Raw genomic sequence first — 19,245 nt, 5'->3', positions numbered from 1 at the left:
CCCGTGGTGCTGACACCCAGGAGCGAGCATGAGCGCTGTTACCCCCGTCGGAGGCGACACCGTGGCGGCCCGGTCCTGGCCGGGCGTCCTCAACCCCCTGCTGCGCGGCGAGAACCTGTCCACGGACGACACCGCCTGGGCGATGAACCAGATCATGGACGGCGAGGCGACCGACGCGCAGATCGCCGGCTTCGCGGTGGCGCTGCGGGCGAAGGGCGAGACCGTCGAGGAGGTGTCCGGCCTGGTCCGCGCGATGTACGGCCACGCCAACACCATCGAGGTGCCGGGCCGTACGGTCGACATCGTGGGCACGGGCGGCGACCTCGCCAAGACGGTCAACATCTCCACGATGGCGGCGATCGTCGTCGCGGGCACCGGCGCGAAGGTCGTCAAGCACGGCAACCGCGCCGCGTCGTCCGCGAGCGGCGCCTCCGACGTCCTGGAGAAGCTCGGCGTCAACCTGGAACTGACCCCGCAGCGGGTCGCGGAGGTCGCGGAGGAGGCGGGGATCACCTTCTGCTTCGCGGTGAAGTTCCACCCCGCGCTGCGGTACGCGGCCAAGGCGCGGCGGGAGTTGGGCGCGCAGACCACCTTCAACATCCTCGGGCCGCTGACCAACCCGGCGCGGGTACGGTCCCAGGCCGTGGGCGTGGCGGACGTGCGGATGGCGCCCATCGTGGCGGGGGTGCTGGCCGAGCGCGGCAGTTCGGCGCTGGTCTTCCGGGGCGACGACGGGCTCGACGAGCTGACCACGACCGCGACGTCACGGGTGTGGGTCGTGCGCGACGGGAAGGTCGGCGAGGTGCCGTTCGACCCGCGGGACGTGGGCCTGGCGATCGTGCCCGTCGAGGCGCTGCGGGGCGCGGACGCGTCGTACAACGCGGATGTGGCGCGGCGGCTGCTGGCCGGCGAGACCGGTCCCGTACGGGACGCGGTGCTCCTGAACGCGGCGGCGGCGCTGGTCGCGCTGGACCCGACGGACGACGTGCTGGAACTCCAGCTGGCGGCGGGCATCGCGCGCGCGGCGGAGTCGGTGGACTCGGGGGCGGCGGGGCGGGCCCTGGCGCGCTGGGTCGAGGCGTCGCACCGGTAGCGGAAGCGGGCGGGGCACGGCCACCGGCCGCGCCCCGCCTCTTCCGTTCCCCCCACCTGCTCTGTTCCACATCCCGGACGCGGACTTGAGGCCGCTGCCCGGGTGTGTCAAGCTCGTGCACAAGGTCATGAGTGACAGCGATTTAGGCCCCGGCTCGCTGTCCGGCAACCCTCCGTCCGTGGCGGGGTGCCCCGGGTGAAGACCAGGCCGTAGGCAGCGAGGTCTATGGCAAGCGCGGACCCCTGGCTTTCCTGGGGTCCAGGTCCCCGAGGGAGCAGTCCCGTGACGTCCGCATACCTGAACGCCGCCGCGTCGCAGTCCAGCAGCACCACCACCGAGGACCCCGCCTGTGCGGCGCCGCTGCCCGTGCTCGGGCGCGACGTGACCGTCCCGCTCGTCACCGGGGGCGCGGTCACCTACGCGGCCCTCGACTACGCGGCCAGCGCCCCCGCGCTCCAGCGGGTGTGGGACGACGTCGCCGCCTACGCGCCGTACTACGGCAGCGTGCACCGCGGCGCCGGCTACCTCTCCCAGCTGTCGACGGACCTGTTCGAGAACAGCCGCCGCACCGTCGCGGAGTTCCTCGGCTGCCGCCCCGCCGACCAGGTCGTCTTCACCCGTTCGACCACCGACTCGCTCAACCTGCTGGCCGCCGTGATCCCCGCCGGCACCCAGGTCTTCGTGTTCGAGACGGAGCACCACGCCTCGCTGCTGCCCTGGCGCGACGCCCGGGTGACGTACCTGAACGCGCCCCGTACCCCCGAGGAGGCCGTCGCCACGCTCGACCGGGCGCTCGCCGGGCGGGAGCAGGGCCCCGCCCTGGTCTGCGTCACCGGCGCGTCCAACGTGACCGGGGAGATCTGGCCGGTACGGGAGCTGGCCGCCGCCGCCCACCGACACGGCGCCCGGATCGTCCTCGACGCGGCGCAGCTCGCCCCGCACCACCCCGTGGACATCGCCGAACTGGACGTCGACTGGGTCGCCTTCTCCGGGCACAAGCTCTACGCGCCCTTCGGCTCCGGTGTCCTCGCGGGCCGCGCCGACTGGCTGCGGGAGGCGGAGCCGTACCTCGCGGGCGGCGGCGCCAGCCGCAAGGTCGCCCGGCGCGCGGACGGCGGGGTGGACGTCGACTGGCACACCACGGCCGCCCGGCACGAGGCGGGCTCGCCCAACGTCATCGGCGTGTACGCCATCGCCTCGGCGTGCAAGGCGCTCGAAGAGGCCGGGTTCGACACGCTCGTCGCCCGGGAGCAGCGGCTCGTCCGCCGGGTGCGGGACGGACTGGCCGCGGTGCCCGAGGTCCGGGTGCTGTCGCTGTTCGGCGACGACGCCCCGCGCGTCGGCGTGCTCTCGTTCGTGGTGGAGGGCTGGAACAGCTCGCACTTCGCCGCCGCGCTCTCCGCGGAGTACGGCATCGGCGTACGGGACGGCCTGTTCTGCGCCCACCCGCTGGTACGGACCCTGCTGGGCAGCGACCCGCAGGACCCGGGGGAGTGCGGCGCCCCGGAGGCGGAGCCGGGCGAGCGTTCGCTCAACGCCATCCGGGTGAGCTTCGGCGCGGGGACGCCCGACGAGCACGTGGACCGGTTCGTCGGCGCGGTGAAGGAACTGGTGCGCGAGGGCGCCCGCTGGAGCTACCGCACCGAGGAGGGCCGCTGCGTCCCGGACCGGGACGGCGAGACCGTCTGACGTACGGCCTGACGGGCCCGCCCCGGCACCTACAGGAGGGGCCCGGCACCTCAGGAGGGGCGGTCTACGCGTCGAGTCCGATCGCGAAGGCCGCCTCCAGGTCGTGCTGGGAGTACGTACGGAACGCGACGTGGGTGTCCGTCGCCTCGACGCCGTCGATCTTGCTGATCGCCCCGGGGATGATGTCCGCCAGGTCGTCGTGCCTGGCGACGCGCACCATGGCGATCAGGTCGTACGTACCGGTGACCGAGAAGACCTCGCTGACGCTGTCCAGCGCGGCGATCGACTCGGCGATCTCGGGGATCCGGCCGACGCTGGTCTTGATGAGCACGATCGCGGTGATCACGGCTGACGTTCTCCCTCGGTGGCCACGGCTTTGACCTCCACCCTATCGCTACGCCGGTAACGCCCCCAGGCGTAGCAGAAGCCCGCGGCGAAGCCCACCAGATGGGCCAGGTAGGCGACCCCGGGCCCCGATCCGGCGTTCCGGGCGGCCACCCACTGGAGGACGAACCAGAAGATCAGCACGATCCAGGCGGGGAAGCGCAGCGGCAGGAAGAGGAGGAACGGGAAGAGGCTGGTGACCCGGGCCCGGGGGAAGAGCCGCAGGAACGCGCCCAGCACCGCGGAGATCGCGCCCGACGCCCCCACCAGGGTCTGCTCCGAGCCCGCGTTGGCCATCGCGTACACGAACAGGGCGGCGTAGCCGGCCCCCAGGTAGAACAGCGCGAAGTGCACTCGTCCCATCCGCTCCTCCGTCATCGCCCCGAAGACGTAGAGGAAGAGCATGTTCCCGAGCAGGTGCAGCCAGCTGCCGTGGACGAAGAGCGCGGTGAGGGGGGTCAGCAGGGCGCGCGGGGTGGGGTCGTGCGTCAGCTGGTGGGGGATGACGCCCCAGCGTTCGAAGTACGCGCTCTGCGCCCCGAGGAGCGCCTCGCCCGTCCCGTACGCGTGGGTGAAGCCCGACGCGGGGCTGATCAGGAACGTCAGCGCGCAGAGCGCGATCAGTCCGTACGTCACCACGGGGCCGTCGTTCGCCGTGCGCCAATTGATCACGGACAGAGCATGGCGTACCGGGAGTCATCGGGCGGGAATGCCTCGCCGGACCCTGGGGTACCCGGGAGGCCGTAGGGTTACGGGCGGACCTCCACACGTTCGACGGCGCACCGCCGGCCCCACCCCGACACTCAAGGACGGCACGATGACGACGGTTCCCCGGCCGACGGCCGCCACCCGGTGGCGCTGCACGCTCTGCGGCAATCTCACGCGCTTCGGTGACCCGTTCGTCGAGGGTCGTGGAGTACGTCCATCTGGACCTGGCGGGGGAGCCGAAGGTGGAGGAGCGTGAGGTGGTCAGTGAGACCATCGAGTCCGTGCGCTGCCGTTGGTGCAACGCGGTGGACCAGATCGAGCTGGTCGACAGGCCGGGCGCCGGTTCCTGAGGGAACCGCCCGAGGGTAGTGGGGTGACGGAGCGTGGAGCAGCCGGACAGCGGTGCCGAGCCGGCCGGTGCGGCCGGCGGTGACGCCGCCGAGGCGCTCGACCGTCCGCTCCCGGACGGGGTGAGACGCCGGGTCGTCGCGCTGGTCTCGGACGCCTTCGGCGGGCTGACCGTCACCGAACTCCCGGCGCAGCTGCGCCAGTACGCCCGGTTCACCCCGAACAGGCGTGCCAAGTTCGCGGGCAACGCGATGGCCGCCGCGCTGGAGAGCGACCCGCTCTTCCGCCAGCGGATCGGGGAGCGGATCACCCAGTCGCAGCCCGAGCTGTCCGCCGCCCTGGACGCCGGATCGCCGCCCGCCGCGGCCGATCCCGTCGACGTGGCGGCCGCCGCGTACGTGCTGCGGCCCCCCGGATGGGTGAAGTTGGTGGCGGCCGCCGGCGAGGAGGCGCAGCGGGCCGACGCCGAGCGCGCGGGCGAGGAGGCCCGGCGTGAGCTGGAGCGGCTGCGCGAGGAGCTGGCCGTCGCCAGGGCGTTGACGAAGACCGAGAACGAACGGTTGCGTACGGAGCTGGAGGCGGCCCGCAAGGAGGCCGAGTCGCTCCACCGCAAGCTGCGGAGCGCCCAGAGCGATGTGAAGCGGGGCGAGGCCGCCCTGCGCCGTACCACTGCCGAGTCCGAGGCGCTCAAGGCCGAGGCCGCCGCGCAGGTGTCGGCCGCCGAGAGCGAGACGCGGCGGATCAGGGCGCGGCTGAACGAGGCCGAGTCCACCGTCGAGGCGAGCCGCAGGGCCGCGCGCGAGGGCCGGTCGATAGAGGACATGCGGCTGCGGCTGCTGCTGGACACGGTTCTGGAGTCGGCGCAGGGGCTGCGCCGCGAGCTGGCCCTGCCGCCGGCCAACGCCCGGCCGGCCGACACGGTGGACGCCGTCGAGCCGGGCCGGATGTCGCCGAAGGACGTGGCGGCGCGGGCCCTGTCCGACATGGACCCGGCGCTGCTCGACCAGTTGCTGGCGCTGCCGCAGGCGCATCTGATCGTGGACGGCTACAACGTCACCAAGACCGGTTATCCGACGATGCCGCTGGAGAAGCAGCGGCTGCGGCTGCTGGGCGGACTCGCCATGCTGGCGGCCCAGTCGGGCGCCGAGATGACGTGTGTCTTCGACGGGGCCGAGCTGGCGGCCCCGGTGCTGCTCGCGCCGCCGCGCGGGGTACGGGTGCTGTTCTCGAAGCCCGGGATCACGGCGGACGAACTGATCCGCCAGCTCGTCCGCGCGGAGCCGCCGGGGCGGCCCGTCGTGGTGGTCTCCACCGACCGCGAGGTCGCGGACGGCGTGGCGAAGGCAGGCGCCCGGCCCGTCGCGTCCGCCTTGTTGCTGAAGCGGCTTTCGCGCAGCTAGTCAACTCGTGCGGCCAATGACCGGTTTGGTGTCTCTTGTGGCCACCGCAGCGTCAAATGACCATTACTGCCTGTGTGGTGTCGGTAAATTATGCCCCTCGCGGCCGAGATTTTTCCCGTGAGGATTTGAACTGATCACAGGAAGGTCACTAGGGTCAGGCCTCGAACCTTCGCGCGGTCGATCACTCATTCGGGGTGGCAGCGGAGGAACCGCCGAGTCCACACCGTTCAGCCCGGTTCCCGGGGGAGCTGAGCGCGCGGAGCCGGGACACACGTCCCCTGCCCGGTAGGCGGCTGAGGAAGAAGGAGCTCGCCTTCGTGGCGTCCCACCGTCGTCCCAAGCAGCCCAACCGTGCCCGGGTGACCGTTCTCACCGTGACCGCGGCCGCTGCCGTGGCGCTGACCTCCCAGGCCGCCAACGCGGCGCCGAAGCCGTCCAAGGCCGAGGTCAAGGAGCAGGTCGACAAGCTCTACCACGAGGCGGAGGTGGCCAACGAGAAGCTGCACGCCGCCGAAGACGCCCAGGACAAGTTGGAGAAGCAGGTCGGCACCCTCCAGGACCGGGTCGCCAACGGCCAGGACGACCTCAACGACCTCCGCGACGAGCTCGGTTCGATCGCCAGCGCCCAGTACCGCACCGGTGGCATCGACCCGTCCATCCAGCTCTTCCTCTCCTCGGACCCCGACACCTACCTGGAGAAGGCCTCCACGCTGGACCAGGTCAGCGCCAAGCAGGCCGAGACGCTCCAGCAGATCCAGGCGAAGCAGCGGTCCCTCGCCCAGCAGCGCACCGAGGCGCAGGACAAGGTCAAGGACCTGTCCGACGCCCGCAAGCAGCTCGCGGACAACAAGAAGGAAGTCCAGAAGAAGCTCGCCGCCGCGCAGCAGGTGCTCAACACCCTGACCGCGAAGGAGCGCGCCGAACTCGCCGCCGCCGACGCGGAGCGCGCCAGCCGCGGCAACGACCGCGTGGACCTCGGCGACACCCCGCCGCCCGCCTCGGGCCGCGCCGCCGCCGCCCTGGCCGCCGCCAAGACCCAGCTCGGCAAGCCCTACATATCCGGCGCCGAGGGCCCCAACGCCTACGACTGCTCGGGACTCGTCCAGTGGTCGTACGCCCAGGCCGGCGTCCAGCTCACCCGTACCACCTACACCCAGGCCAACGAGGGCACCCGCATCGCCCGCAGCGAACTCGCCCCCGGCGACCTGGTGTTCTTCAGCGGTCTCAGCCACGTGGCCCTGTACGTCGGCAACGGCCAGGTCATCCACGCTCCCAAGCCCGGTGCCGTGGTGCGGTACGAGGCCATGGAGTGGGCCGGCAGCTACCAGTTCGGCGTCCGCATCTGAGCGGCGCCTCCGCAAGGCGGCGCGACACGGCGGGGACCGCCCATTCGGGCGAATTTCCCCGCTCCCGTGTCGGCACCACGCCCCGCCGGTGACCTGTGGTCCACGGCGGGGCGTCACTGTGTGTGCGCGAGCCGGTCGTTGGCCGCCCCGTGTCCGCCCGGCTACTGTCTGCCACGCGCAACCCCGGCCATCGGTCCGCCCGTCGGGCGGCAGGGGCTGCGCGTGTGCGTACAGCGGAAGGGAGCGCGGCTCTGTGGTGTCCCATCGTCGCCCCTCACAGCCCGGTCAGGGATTCGGTGTCCGCGGCGGCGCCGTGACGGCCGTGTCCGTCGCGGCGGCCACGGCGGCCGCCGCCCTCGGCGCGGCCCCGGCGAGCGCCGACCCCCATCTGACACCGGACGCGACCCGGGCCCGGGTGGACCGGCTCTTCGAGCAGGCCGAGAAGGCCACCGAGCTGTACAACAAGGCCGGCGAACGCGCCGGTGAGCTGCGGGCGCTGGTCGACCAGGCACAGGACCGGGCCGCGCGCGGCCAGGAACGCGTCAACCGCATGCGCGGCGCGCTCGGTTCCCTCGCGGGCGCGCAGTACCGCTCGGGCGGCATCGACCCCGGACTCGCGCTGCTGCTCTCCTCACACCCGGACGAGTACCTGGAGAAGGCGTCCGTCCTGGACCGGGTCGCCGAGCACCAGTCCGGCACGCTGCTCGAACTCCGCCAGGCCCAGCGCGGACTGGCGCAGGAGCGGCTCGAATCCGCCCGTGACCTGGCCGAGCTGGAACGCAGCCGGGCGGCCGTCGCCCGCCACAAGCGGACCGTCGAGCGCAAACTCGTCGAGGCGCGACGGCTGGTGAACGCCCTGCCGGACGCCGACCGCGCGTCCTACGACCGCGCGTCGCGCTCCTCCGGCCGGGACGCGATGCCCGGCCCCTCCGGCGCGGTACCGGCCTCCGGCCGCGCGGCGGCGGCGGTCCGGGCCGCCGCGGGCGCGGTGGGCCGCCCGTACGTGTGGGGCGCCAACGGGCCCACCGGCTTCGACTGTTCGGGGCTGACGCAGTGGTCGTACGCCCAGGCGGGGGTCGGCCTGCCCCGCACCTCGCAGGCCCAGCGGTACGCGGGCCGGCAGGTCCCGCTGTCCCAGGCGCTCCCCGGCGACCTGGTGGCATACCGCGACGACGCGAGCCACATCGGGATGTACGTCGGCAACGGCCAGGTGATCCACGCCCCGTACCCGGGCGCGGCGGTGCGGTACGACCCGGTGGGGATGATGCCGGTCTCGTCGGTGACCCGTATCTGAGCCTCCCGGGACGCGGCGGGCGTGGGTGGCCCCCGTACGATCGTGACGTGGCAGGTCAGCGGCGTACTGCCGCGGAGCAGGAGAGAGGACACCCGACCCGGCGGGGCGTCCTCGGGCTGGGGCTCTCCGGGCTGCTGCTCGTGTCCGGGTGCTCCGGGGCGCCGCCCGCGCCCGACCCCGCCGCGGCGGCGGTCCAACGGACCCTGGACGGCCGGGCCGCCGGTGTCCTGGACCGGCACGAGAACGCCTACCTCGCCGCCCTCGACCCCGCCGCGACGCGCCTGCGGGCGTCCGCCCGCGCGGAGTTCGCGAACCTCGCCGACGTACCGCTGAGCTCCTGGGCGTACCGGATCACCGCGATGGAGCGGTCCGGCGGCCGCGCCACCGCGCAGGTCGAACTGCGCTACCGGATCGCCGGCTACGACAGCGCCCCCGTCTCGACCCCCCGCGAACTGAGCCTGACCGAGCACACCGGCCGCTGGTACGTGACCGGCGACCGCCCCGCCGAGGGCGGCGCCCAGCAGCTCTGGCAGCAGGGTGCGGTACGGGTCGTGCGCGGCGCGCGCAGCCTCGTCCTCGGCGTGGGGCAGACCACCACCCGGCTGCGCGCGATCGCGGCCACCGCCGACCTCGCCGTGCCCGCCGTGGACGACGCCTGGACGGGCGCCTGGGCCCACCGCGTCGTCCTGCTGGTTCCCGGCTCCCTCCCCGCCATGGCGGCCCTCCTGGGGGCGCCCGAGGACGGTTACCGGGGCATCGCGGCGGTCACCACGGGGGAGACCGGGGGCTCCGGCGCCTCACCCGCCGACCGGGTCGTCGTCAACCCCGCCGCGTACGGCGCCCTCGGCGACTTCGGGCAGCGGATCGTCCTCACCCACGAGACCACCCACGTCGCCACCCGCACCGCCACCTCCTCCGCCACCCCCACCTGGCTCTCCGAGGGCTTCGCGGACTGGGTCGCGTACCGCTCGACCGGCCGGACCGCCGCGCAGATCGCCCCCGAACTCCAGCGGGCCGTCCGGCGCGGCGAGGTGCCCGCCGCGCTCCCCGGCAACGACGCCTTCTCCTTCGGCGGGGACGCCGACACGCTTGCCCGGGCGTACGAGAGCGGCTGGCTCGCCTGCGCACTGATCGCGGACCACTGGGGCGAGAAGCGGCTGACCTCCTTCTACCGCGCGGTCGGCGCGGGCCGGCAGCCCGACGGCGCCGTCGAGAAGGCCATGAATGACGTCCTGTCGACCACGCCGGAGGACTTCACCGTGCGCTGGCGCGCGTACGTACGGAACCGCCTGGGCTGACCAGGCCGGTCCGCGCCGCCCGCCGCCGGGGCGCCGACACCGTCCGTACCCACAGCCGCCGGCAGGCGATCAGGGCCGCCGCGACCAGCAGACCGTTCCGTACGACCAGCAGCAGCACACCCAGCGGGTCGCTCGCGACGACGTGCGCGAACAGCAGCGGGAACTCCAGCAGCGTCACGCCCGTGGCCACCAGCACCAGGCGCGCGGGCAGCACCATCCCGCTCGTGCGCACCACCAGACACACGGCGGCCAGACCGACCAGCCACAACAGGTACTGCGGGCTGATGACCCGGCTCGTCGTGGTGAACAGCAGCACCGCCACGAAGGCCGCGTCGTACGGCGTGCTCGCGGCGAACTCGCGCGCCCGCAGCCGCCACACCACCAGCCAGCCGAGCGCCACCACGGACAGGGCCAGGGCGGCGCCGCTCACCAGCGGGACGTACGGGCCGAGGAATTCCACCGAGCCGTAGTTCAGCCGCACCTCCCCCTCCCAGCCGAAGTGCCGCGCGCCGTGGAGGACGAGCGCGCCCAGCGACTCGATCTCCGTACCCCGGTCCCGCTGGAACGCCAGGAACGCGAGCGCGCCGGGCATCGCCGCCCCGCACACCACGGTCAGTGCCAGCGCGGTCCCGGCCGCCGCCGCCCACGTCCGGCGGGTGGACCGTCCGCGCGGGGTGCCCACCAGCAGGAGCACCGGCCACATCTTCAGCAGCGCGCCGAACCCGGCGAGCGCCCCCTTCACCACCGGGCGGCGCGCCCCGGTGACCAGCGCCGCCACGGCGACGGCCGTCACCATCAGGTCGTACCGCGCGTACGAGGTCGGCCCCAGCAGCGGCACCCCCGCCACCCACACCCCGACCCCGCGCGCCGACCCGCCCGGGCGGCGGCCCGCCCGCAGCAGCAGGCCCAGGACGAGGGCGTCGCAGGCACACGCCAGCACGAAGAAGGCGGTGGCATACTCCAGGAAGGGCAGCACCGCCGGGGAGGCGATCGCGAGCGCGGCGGCGGGCGGGTACTGCCAGGTCACGTCGTCCAGCGGATAGGTGCCGGTCCTCAGCACCTCGAACCAGCCCCGGTAGATCACCGAGACGTCGCCGGTGACGTCGGGGCCCGGCAGGGTGACGACCTTGAGGACACAGAGCAGCAGGGCGGCTCTGGTGACGACCCACACCGCGACCGTCCACCCCGCCGCTCGTCCGCCGGTTGCCGCCCGGCCCGCCCACCTGGTCATGGTTGTCATGATGCCGGGCGGGAGGGGGCGCGGGCGGGGAGGCGGGGCCGTCGGTCCCGGTCCGCGGCGACACGGCGCGGCGATATCGTTCTGGGCGATGCACAAGACCCTGATCGTGACCAATGACTTCCCGCCCAGGCCCGGCGGGATCCAGGCCTTCCTGCACAACATCGCGCTGCGCCTGGACCCCGCGAAGGTCGTCGTCTACGCCTCCACCTGGAAGCGCGGCCGTGAAGGCGCGGAGGCGACCGCCGCGTTCGACGCGGAGCAGCCCTTCACGGTGGTACGCGACCCCACGACGATGCTCCTGCCGACGCCGCGCGTCACCCGGCGGGCGTCGGAGCTGCTGCGCGCGCACGGCTGCGCGTCCGTGTGGTTCGGCGCGGCGGCCCCGCTCGGGCTGATGGGGCCCGCGCTGCGGCGGGCGGGCGCGCGGCGCCTGGTCGCGACGACGCACGGGCACGAGGCGGGCTGGGCGCAGTTGCCGGCGTCCCGGCAGCTGTTGCGGCGGATCGGGGAGGGTACGGACACGATCACGTACCTCGGCGAGTACACGCGCGCGCGGATCGCCCCCGCGTTGTCGCCCGCGGCGGCCGGGCGGATGGTCCAACTGCCGCCGGGTGTGGACGAGAAGACGTTCCACCCCGGGTCGGGGGGCGCGGAGGTGCGCTCCCGGCTGGGCCTGACGGACCGTCCGGTGGTGGTGTGCGTGTCGCGCCTGGTGCCGCGCAAGGGGCAGGACACGCTGATCCGGGCGATGCCCGCGATCCTCTCGGCGGTGCCGGACGCGGTGCTGCTCCTCGTGGGGGGCGGCCCCTACGAGTCCGCGCTGCGGCGGCTGGCGCGCTCGTCGGGGGTGGCGGAGTCCGTGCGCTTCACCGGGGCGGTGCCGTGGTCGGAGCTGCCGGCGCACTTCGGGGCGGGCGACGTCTTCGCGATGCCGTGCCGGACACGGCGGGGGGGCCTGGACGTGGAGGGCCTCGGCATCGTGTACCTGGAGGCGTCGGCGACGGGGCTGCCGGTGATCGCGGGGGACTCCGGGGGGGCGCCGGACGCGGTGCTGGAGGGGGAGACGGGGTGGGTGGTGCCGGGGGCTCCGGCGGCGCTGGCGTCGAGTGCGGTGGCGGACCGGGTGGTGACGCTGCTCCGGGATCCGTCCTTGCGGCACGCTCTGGGCGAGCGGGGGCGTTCCTGGGTCGACGAACGCTGGCGCTGGGACCTCTTGGCGTCCCGCCTGGAGGCGCTGCTGTAGCGGTGGCCGTGGCGGCCGGCTTTTGTCCTCGCGCCGGACGGGCGTCTGCGCCCCGGTGGGGGGCGCGGCTTCCTGCTTGTCCTCAAGCGCCGGACGGGCTTGTTTGTGGCGTCTGCCCGGTGCGCGGGCGCGGCTTACTGATGTCCTCAATCGCCGGACGGGCTTGATTGTGCCCGCTGCGGCCCGGTGGCCTGGGTGCGGGTTGTTGCCGGGGGCCGGTCAGGGGTCGTGTCCTGCACTGCATGTTTTACGTCGCGTGCGCGCTCTTGTTTTGCGTAACGGTAGTCATGCGACACAAAACACGCTTTACGTTCCGGACACGACCCCTGCCCGTCCCCCTTCCAGGCCCGCGTCACTACCCGGCCCGCTCCGGGTCTTTAAGCCCGTCCGGCGATTGAGGACATCTTTGACCCGTACCGGCGCACCGCGCGGAGGCCACCATCCAGCCCGCCCGGACGCACCCCCAGCCTGTCCGGCGTTTGAGGACATCAGTGAGCCGCGCCCGCGTGCCGGGCCACAACCACCCCCGGGGCGGGCGGGGTCGTTCAGTTCACCCTCGGCGTGAGGGGGGTGGGGTCGGAGGAGGTGCGTGTGTCCGGACGTAAAGAGTGTTTTGTGGCGCATGGCTACCGTTAACGAAACGAGTTCGTGCACGCGCCGTAAAACATGCAGTCCGGACATACGTGCCTCCGGAGGCCCCGCCCCCCGTCACCACGACACACCCAGCCCGTCCGGCGATTGAGGACAAGTAGTAAGGCGCGCCCACCACCGGGGCGCAGACGCCCGTCCAGCGACGAGGGCACGCAAGACGCCGCGCCCACCACCGGGGCGCAACGGACACCCCCCCCGCCCCTCAAGACGCGTACAGGCCCTCGATCTCCGAGGCGAACTCCTTCGCGACCACGTTCCGCTTCAGCTTCAGGGACGGCGTCACATGGCCCCCCGCCTCCGTGAACTGCGACGACAGCACGCGGAACCGCCGAACCGACTCCGCCTTCGACACCGCCGCGTTCCCCTCGTCCACCGCCCCCTGAATCTCCGCCAGGAGCTCCGCGTCGAGGCGGAGCGTCGCCGCCGTGGACCCCGCCGGCTTGCCGTGCTCCGTGGCCCAGCGCGCGAGGAACTCCTCGTCCAGGGTGATCAGCGCGCCCACGAACGGACGCCCATCGCCCACGACCATGCACTCCGCGACCAGCGCATGCGCGCGGATGCGGTCCTCGATCACCGCGGGCGCCACGTTCTTGCCGCCCGCCGTCACCAGGATCTCCTTCTTGCGGCCGGTGATCGCGAGGTACCCGTCCTCGTCCAGCGTGCCGATGTCGCCCGTGTGGAACCACCCGTCGGCCAGCGCCTCCGCCGTCGCCGTCTCGTTGTTCCAGTACTCCGTGAACAGGTGCTCGCCGTGCAGCAGCACCTCGCCGTCGTCCGCGATCCGTACGACCGACCCCGGCAGCGGCTGCCCGACCGTGCCGATCTTCTGGCGGTCCCACGGGTTGAAGGACGTCGCGGCGCAGGACTCGGTCAGCCCGTACCCCTCCAGGACGGTGAACCCCACGCCCCGGAAGAAGTGCCCCAGGCGCTCGCCCAGCGGCGCGCCGCCGGAGATCGCGTACTCCCCGGCGCCGCCCAGCACCGCGCGCAGCCTGCCGTAGACGAGCTTGTCGAAGAGGGTGTGCCGGATCCGCAGGCCCAGCGAGGGACCCCGGGGCGTGGACAGCGCGCGGCTGTACGCGATCGCCGTCCGCGCCGCCCTGTCGAAGATCCTGCCCTTGCCGTCCGCCTGCGCCTTCGCCCGCGCCCCGTTGTAGACCTTCTCGAAGACCCGCGGCACGCCCAGGATCAGCGTCGGCCGGAACGCCGCCAGCTCCTCCGTGAGGTTCTTGATGTCGGGGACGCAGCCGAGCTTGATCGGCGCCATCACCGCCGCCACTTCGACCAGCCGCCCGAAGACGTGCGCGGCGGGGAGGAAGAGCAGGATCGAGCACTCGCCCGTACGGAACAGCGGCCTGAGCCGCTCCACCACGTTCCCGCACTCGGCGAAGAAGCTGCGGTGGGTGAGGACACAGCCCTTGGGGCGTCCCGTGGTGCCCGAGGTGTAGACGATCGTCGCCGGGTCGTCGGCCTTCGCGGACGACGCGCGCGCGTCGACGGTCGCGTCGTCGACCTCCGCGCCGCTCGTGACCAGCGCCTCGACCCCGCCCTTGTCGATCTGCCACACGTCCCGCAGCTCCGGCAGCGCGTCCCGTACCGACGAGACGGTCTCCGCGTGCCCGTCGCTCTCCACGATCACCGCGACCGCGCCGGAGTCGCCCAGGATCCACTGCACCTGCTCGGCCGAGCTGGTCTCGTACACCGGTACGGTCACCGCGCCGGCGGTCCAGATCGCGAAGTCGAGCCGCACCCACTCGTACCGCGTACGGGACATCAGCGCGACCCGGTCACCCGGCCGGACGCCCGCCGCGATCAGGCCCTTGGCCGTCGCTCTGACCTCCGCCAGGAACTGGACCGCGGTCACATCCGTCCAGACACCGCCCACCTTGCGGCCGAGGACCGCCACGTCGGGGTGCTGGACGGCGTTGCGGCGGATCAGATCCGTCAGATTGCCGTCCGCGGGGACCTCGTACAGGGCCGGAAGGCTGAACTCGCGCAAGACTGCTGCTCCTCATCGGGCGCCGGCGCCACGTCGGTGTGGTGCGCCGGCCGCGGTCCAAGATCGGGCAGGTGCTCGGTGGCTGCGAGCACGACCGGACTGCCCGGACGTTACCCACCGGTACTGACCCACGGATAGGGGGCCCCGGCCAGATGTTCCTGGCGTCACACGACTTTGACGGTACCTCGCGCACAGTAGTCCACGCCTCCGACACCGTCGGGGTAACCGCAGGTCCGGCGCCCTCTCCCGGGTGAGGGGGCAGAGGTTCTAGGGTGATCGTCATGCGAGGTAGGGGTATGCGAGTCAACGTGATCAGCGACGTGCACGGGAACACCCGGGCCCTCGCCACCGCCGGGGACGGCGCCGACGCCCTGGTCTGTCTCGGTGACCTCGTGCTCTTCCTCGACTACGCCGACCACGCGCGCGGGATCTTCCCCGACCTGTTCGGCGTCGAGAACGCCGACCGGATCGTGGAGCTGCGCACCGCCCGCCGCTTCGACGAGGCCAGGGAGTTCGGCCGCGAGCTGTGGGCCACGCTGGACGTCGAGCCCGCCGCCGCCATCGAGGGGGCGGTACGCCGCCAGTACGCGGAGATGTTCGCGGTCCTCCCCACTCCTACGTACGCCACCTACGGCAACGTCGACATCCCGACGCTCTGGCCCGAGTACGCCGGACCGGGCACCACCGTCCTCGACGGTGAGCGCGCCGAGATCGGCGGACGGGTCTTCGGCTTCGTCGGCGGCGGGCTGCGCACCCCCATGCGCACCCCCTACGAGATCTCCGACGAGGAGTACGCCGCCAAGGTCGAGGCGCTCGGCGAGGTCGACGTCCTCTGCTCGCACATCCCGCCGGACGTGCCCGAGCTGACGTACGACGTCGTCGCCCGCCGCTTCGAACGCGGCAGCCGGGCGCTCCTCGCCGCCATCCACCGTTCAAAGCCCCGTTACGCCCTCTTCGGCCACGTCCACCAGCCCCTCGCGCGCCGGATGCGGGTGGGCGCGACGGAGTGCGTGAACGTCGGTCACTTCGCCGCCACCGGACGCCCGTGGGCACTGGAATGGTGACGCCCGCGGTCGCGATAGCCTGCACACCGCGTACCCAGCACTGAGGAGCACGGCGATGGCGGAACACACCAGTTCGAGCATCACGATCGAGGCGGCACCGGCCGACGTCATGGGCGTGATCGCCGACTTCGCCCGCTACCCCGAGTGGACCGGCGAGGTGAAGGAGGCCGAGGTGCTCCAACGCGACGCCAAGGGCCGCGCCGAGCAGGTCAGACTCGTCCTGGACGCCGGCGCGATCAAGGACGACCACACCCTCGCGTACACCTGGACCGGCGACGACGAGGTCAGCTGGACGCTCGTGAAGTCCCAGATGCTGCGCGCGCTCGACGGCTCGTACCTCCTCGCGCCCGTCGGCGCCGGTGACCGCACGGAGGTCACCTACCGGCTGACCGTCGACGTCAAGATCCCGATGCTCGGCATGATCAAGCGCAAGGCCGAGAAGGTCATCATCGACCGCGCGCTCGCCGGGCTGAAGAAGCGCGTCGAGTCCGTCCCCGGAGTCTGACCCGTATGCGTACGGTCCTGGTCACCGGCCCCGGCGGTGCGGGCCGTACGACGGTCGCCGCGGCCACCGCCCTGGCCACCGCCCGGAGCGGCGGCCGCACCCTGCTGCTCTCCGCCGACCCCCTCGACACCCTGCTCGGTACGCCCCCGGGCCCCGGCCCCGCCGACCCCGCGCGGGTCGCGGACGGCCTGTGGGCCGCGCGGATCGACTCCGGTGACCACTTCCGTACGGAACTGCTCACGCTCCAGGAACGCGTCACGCCCGCCCTCGACCTCCTCGGCGCCCGCCCGCTGCGCGGGGAAGAGCTGACCGAGCTGCCGGGCAGCGGCCAGTTCGCCGTGCTGCACGCCCTGCGCCGGGCCGCCGAGGGCGACTGGGACGTCCTCGTCGTGGACCTGCCCCCGCTGCGCGAGGCCCTCGCCACCCTCGCCCTGCCCGAACAGCTGCGCCGCTACCTGCGCCGGCTGCTGCCCCGCGAACGGCAGGCCGCGCGCGCCCTGCGCCCGATGATGGCCCAGCTGGCCGGCGTCCCCCTGCCCGCCCAGTGGCTGTACGACATGGCCGCCCACCGGGACACCGAGCTGGCCGCCGTCCAGTCGGTGATCGAGGACCGGGGCACCACCCTGCGCCTGGTCGCCGAACCCGGACCCGCCGGGGAGGAGGCCCTGCGCCTCGCCCGCGCCGGGGCCGCGCTGTACGGCCTGCCCGTCGACACGCTCGTACCGAACCGGCTGCTGCCTGCGGACTCCGCCGACCCCTGGCTGGCGGCCCTCGCCGCCCAGCAGCACAAGAGCCTGGACGCGTGGCGCGGCGCCGGGACGCCCGCGGCCGACCTGCGTCCGGTACGCCACCTGGGCCGCGACCCGCACGGGCCCGACGACCTTGCGCGGCTGGACACGGAGGCAGAGGCCGGCGGACTCGCCGTGGAGACGGCCGCCCCCGCCGGGGCCGGGCTCCGCGACGACCCCTGGCGGGTCGAGGACCGGCTCGCCGAGGACGGACTGCTGGTCTGGTGCCTCCCGCTGCCCGGCGTCACCAAGAGCGAACTCCACCTCGTGCGCAGGGACGACGAACTCGTCCTCACCGTCGGCCCGTTCCGCCGAATCGTTCCGCTGCCCTCCGTGCTGCGCCGCTGCACGGTCGCCGGGGCGGCCCTCGCGGACGGGCTGCTGCGCGTCAGGTTCACCCCCGATGCCGCCCTGTGGCCGCGTTCCGACTGAACGCTGTACCGCCGTTCGGGTACCGTCGGAGGTACACCCTTCCGCCGTCCCTGACGCAGGAGAACCCCCATGAGCGATTCCACCGAGCGCCCCGCCGCCGACTCGGACGCCTGGGCCACGGCGTGCGCCGAGGACCTGGAGGCGGAGAAGGCCCGCCGCCGGGCCGTCCACGGCCGCCCGCCCGCCTCCGCCTCCGAGGAACTGCGGAAGCTGGTCGACGCCGTCTCCGACAAGGTCACCTCGCTCCAGAACCCGCTCTTCGGCATGGCCGCGCAGGGCGCCGTCCAGCAGTTGATCAACCAGGCCAGGGCCGCCGTCGAACCGGTCATCGAGCGCAACCCCGGCGTCTTCGACCACCTCGCCGCCGCGGGCAGCGAACTCCTCGCCGCCTACCGCGACGCGGTCGAGGGCCAGGAGAGCCGCTGGACCAAGGGCCCCGGAAGCGGACCCGGCGTGCCGGCCGCGGAGCGTACGGACGGCCCGAAGGGGTACGAAAACGTCGAGCAGGCCTTTCCGGACGCCCCGGGTGTCACGGACGACACAAAGAGCTCCCACGACCCCACGGACCCCAGGGACGAAGGACCAGGTCCGGACGGCCGCATCGACCTGGACTGAACAGGCGGGCGCCCGCCCTCGGGTACGGTTGGCCTTAGCGGGGCACGACCGAAAACTGAGGGACTCATGGGACTCACCATCGGCGTCGACATCGGCGGCACCAAGATCGCGGCGGGCGTGGTCGACGAAGAGGGCACCATCAGGGGAATGCACAAGGTGCCCACCCCGCAGACCGCCGAAGGCATCGTCGACGCGATCTGCGCCGCCGTCTCCGGCGCGGGCGAGGGACACCAGATCGAGGCGGTCGGCATCGGCGCGGCCGGCTACGTCGACGACAAGCGCGCCACCGTCCTGTTCGCGCCGAACATCAACTGGCGGCACGAACCGCTCAAGGACAAGGTCGAACAGCGCGTCGGCCTGCCGGTCGTGGTCGAGAACGACGCGAACGCCGCCGCGTGGGGCGAGTACAGGTTCGGGGCCGGGCAGGGCCACGACGACGTCATCTGCATCACCCTCGGCACCGGCCTCGGCGGGGGCATCATCATCGGCAACAAGCTCCGCCGCGGACGCTTCGGCGTGGCGGCGGAGTTCGGGCACATCCGGGTCGTACCGGACGGGCTGCTGTGCGGGTGCGGCAGCCAGGGCTGCTGGGAGCAGTACGCGTCCGGCCGCGCCCTGGTCCGGTACGCGCGCCAGCGCGCCAACGCGACGCCGGAGAACGCCGAGACACTGCTCGGTCTCGGGGACGGCACCGCCGAGGGCATCGAGGGCAGGCACGTCAGTGCCGCCGCCCGCGCCGGTGACCCGGTGGCCGTCGACTCCTTCCGGGAGCTGGCCCGTTGGGCGGGCGCGGGGCTGGCCGACCTGGCCTCGCTCTTCGACCCGTCCGCGTTCATCGTCGGCGGAGGCGTGTCGGACGAGGGCGAACTGGTCCTCGACCCGATCCGCAAGTCCTTCCGGCGCTGGCTGATCGGCGGCGAGTGGCGGCCGCACGCCCAGGTCCTGGCCGCCCAACTGGGCGGCGAGGCCGGGCTGGTGGGCGCCGCGGACCTGGCCAGACAGGGCTGATCCGGAACGACTGTGCCCGTCGCACCCGCCGGACAGGACCTGGCGGGGGGTGCGGCGGGCACAGCCATGTCCCCGCAGGGTGTGCCGTGTCGCCCCGGCCTGTCCGCCCGGTGTCGGCCGCGTACCCCATGGGTGGCTCA

At 73.2% G+C, this 19,245-nt stretch carries 16 protein-coding genes, 1 pseudogene and 1 riboswitch; of the genes and pseudogenes, 13 read left to right on the top strand and 4 right to left on the bottom strand.

What is annotated here, in order from left to right; all coding sequences use genetic code 11:
• The first annotated feature begins 28 nt into the window (after positions 1–28).
• Together trpD and ACIODU_RS27310 are read left to right on the top strand one after the other, a co-directional pair.
• Entirely contained in the window at positions 29–1,093 is a 1,065-nt protein-coding gene (trpD, locus tag ACIODU_RS27315) for an anthranilate phosphoribosyltransferase (RefSeq protein WP_356430751.1), read from the top strand.
• A 123-nt stretch (positions 1,094–1,216) separates the two neighbouring features.
• A riboswitch (SAM riboswitch) is annotated at positions 1,217–1,334 on the top strand.
• Positions 1,335–1,375: 41 nt separating this feature from the next.
• Positions 1,376–2,782 carry an aminotransferase class V-fold PLP-dependent enzyme gene (locus ACIODU_RS27310; protein ID WP_401770620.1) on the top strand — a complete coding sequence of 469 codons (1,407 nt, stop codon included), beginning with the start codon at positions 1,376–1,378 and terminating at the stop codon, positions 2,780–2,782.
• A gap of 64 nt (positions 2,783–2,846) precedes the next feature.
• Here ACIODU_RS27310 and ACIODU_RS27305 read toward each other — a convergent pair whose 3' ends face one another.
• Complete coding sequence (locus tag ACIODU_RS27305; RefSeq protein ID WP_356430749.1) at positions 2,847–3,128, bottom strand: Lrp/AsnC ligand binding domain-containing protein; 282 nt, start codon at positions 3,126–3,128, stop codon at positions 2,847–2,849.
• The gene (locus ACIODU_RS27300; protein WP_401770828.1) at positions 3,125–3,802 is read right to left on the bottom strand and encodes a rhomboid family intramembrane serine protease; all 678 of its coding nucleotides are present in this window, start codon (positions 3,800–3,802) and stop codon (positions 3,125–3,127) included. The genes ACIODU_RS27305 and ACIODU_RS27300 overlap by 4 nt, the downstream gene beginning before the upstream one ends.
• Before the next feature lie 181 nt (positions 3,803–3,983).
• On the opposite strand from ACIODU_RS27300, the pseudogene ACIODU_RS27295 reads away from it, so the two are divergent.
• The 5 genes and pseudogenes from ACIODU_RS27295 (at position 3,984) to ACIODU_RS27275 (ending at position 9,560) form a co-directional block, all read left to right on the top strand.
• Positions 3,984–4,224, top strand: a pseudogene (locus ACIODU_RS27295) (hypothetical protein).
• Positions 4,225–4,257: 33 nt separating this feature from the next.
• Complete coding sequence (locus ACIODU_RS27290) at positions 4,258–5,622, top strand: NYN domain-containing protein (RefSeq protein ID WP_356430747.1); 1,365 nt, start codon at positions 4,258–4,260, stop codon at positions 5,620–5,622.
• A gap of 317 nt (positions 5,623–5,939) precedes the next feature.
• Entirely contained in the window at positions 5,940–6,968 is a 1,029-nt protein-coding gene (locus ACIODU_RS27285) for a C40 family peptidase (protein WP_161307675.1), read from the top strand.
• A 253-nt stretch (positions 6,969–7,221) separates the two neighbouring features.
• Complete coding sequence (locus tag ACIODU_RS27280) at positions 7,222–8,262, top strand: NlpC/P60 family protein (RefSeq protein ID WP_401770615.1); 1,041 nt, start codon at positions 7,222–7,224, stop codon at positions 8,260–8,262.
• A 47-nt stretch (positions 8,263–8,309) separates the two neighbouring features.
• Positions 8,310–9,560 carry a hypothetical protein gene (locus ACIODU_RS27275; RefSeq protein WP_401770612.1) on the top strand — a complete coding sequence of 417 codons (1,251 nt, stop codon included), beginning with the start codon at positions 8,310–8,312 and terminating at the stop codon, positions 9,558–9,560.
• Here the strand turns inward: ACIODU_RS27275 and ACIODU_RS27270 are convergent.
• A complete protein-coding gene (locus ACIODU_RS27270) occupies positions 9,517–10,791 on the bottom strand; it encodes a glycosyltransferase 87 family protein (RefSeq protein ID WP_401770609.1) in 1,275 nt (424 codons plus the stop codon). The two genes, ACIODU_RS27275 and ACIODU_RS27270, sit on opposite strands and share 44 nt — an antisense overlap.
• 97 nt (positions 10,792–10,888) lie before the next feature.
• Between ACIODU_RS27270 and ACIODU_RS27265 the strand changes: the two genes are divergently transcribed.
• Positions 10,889–12,043, top strand: coding sequence for a glycosyltransferase family 4 protein (locus tag ACIODU_RS27265; protein WP_401770606.1), 1,155 nt, complete (start codon positions 10,889–10,891; stop codon positions 12,041–12,043).
• Between the two features lie 853 nt (positions 12,044–12,896).
• Here ACIODU_RS27265 and ACIODU_RS27260 read toward each other — a convergent pair.
• The gene (locus tag ACIODU_RS27260) at positions 12,897–14,693 is read right to left on the bottom strand and encodes an AMP-dependent synthetase/ligase (RefSeq protein WP_401770604.1); all 1,797 of its coding nucleotides are present in this window, start codon (positions 14,691–14,693) and stop codon (positions 12,897–12,899) included.
• A 296-nt stretch (positions 14,694–14,989) separates the two neighbouring features.
• On the opposite strand from ACIODU_RS27260, the gene ACIODU_RS27255 reads away from it, so the two are divergent.
• The 5 genes from ACIODU_RS27255 (at position 14,990) to ACIODU_RS27235 (ending at position 19,105) form a co-directional block, all read left to right on the top strand.
• Positions 14,990–15,757, top strand: coding sequence for a metallophosphoesterase (locus ACIODU_RS27255; protein ID WP_356432972.1), 768 nt, complete (start codon positions 14,990–14,992; stop codon positions 15,755–15,757).
• Between the two features lie 55 nt (positions 15,758–15,812).
• Entirely contained in the window at positions 15,813–16,262 is a 450-nt protein-coding gene (locus ACIODU_RS27250) for an SRPBCC family protein (RefSeq protein WP_356432974.1), read from the top strand.
• Positions 16,263–16,267: 5 nt separating this feature from the next.
• Positions 16,268–17,482, top strand: a complete 1,215-nt coding sequence (locus ACIODU_RS27245; protein WP_401770600.1) for an ArsA family ATPase — start codon at positions 16,268–16,270, stop codon at positions 17,480–17,482.
• A gap of 69 nt (positions 17,483–17,551) precedes the next feature.
• The gene (locus ACIODU_RS27240) at positions 17,552–18,097 is read left to right on the top strand and encodes a DUF5304 domain-containing protein (RefSeq protein ID WP_401770597.1); all 546 of its coding nucleotides are present in this window, start codon (positions 17,552–17,554) and stop codon (positions 18,095–18,097) included.
• 66 nt (positions 18,098–18,163) lie between these two features.
• The gene (locus ACIODU_RS27235; protein WP_356432979.1) at positions 18,164–19,105 is read left to right on the top strand and encodes an ROK family glucokinase; all 942 of its coding nucleotides are present in this window, start codon (positions 18,164–18,166) and stop codon (positions 19,103–19,105) included.
• Positions 19,106–19,245 lie beyond the last annotated feature (140 nt).

The sequence above is a fragment of the Streptomyces sp. NPDC088261 genome (assembly GCF_044740805.1).
Classification (GTDB): domain Bacteria; phylum Actinomycetota; class Actinomycetes; order Streptomycetales; family Streptomycetaceae; genus Streptomyces.
This window is presented reverse-complemented; position numbering and strand designations above follow the sequence as displayed.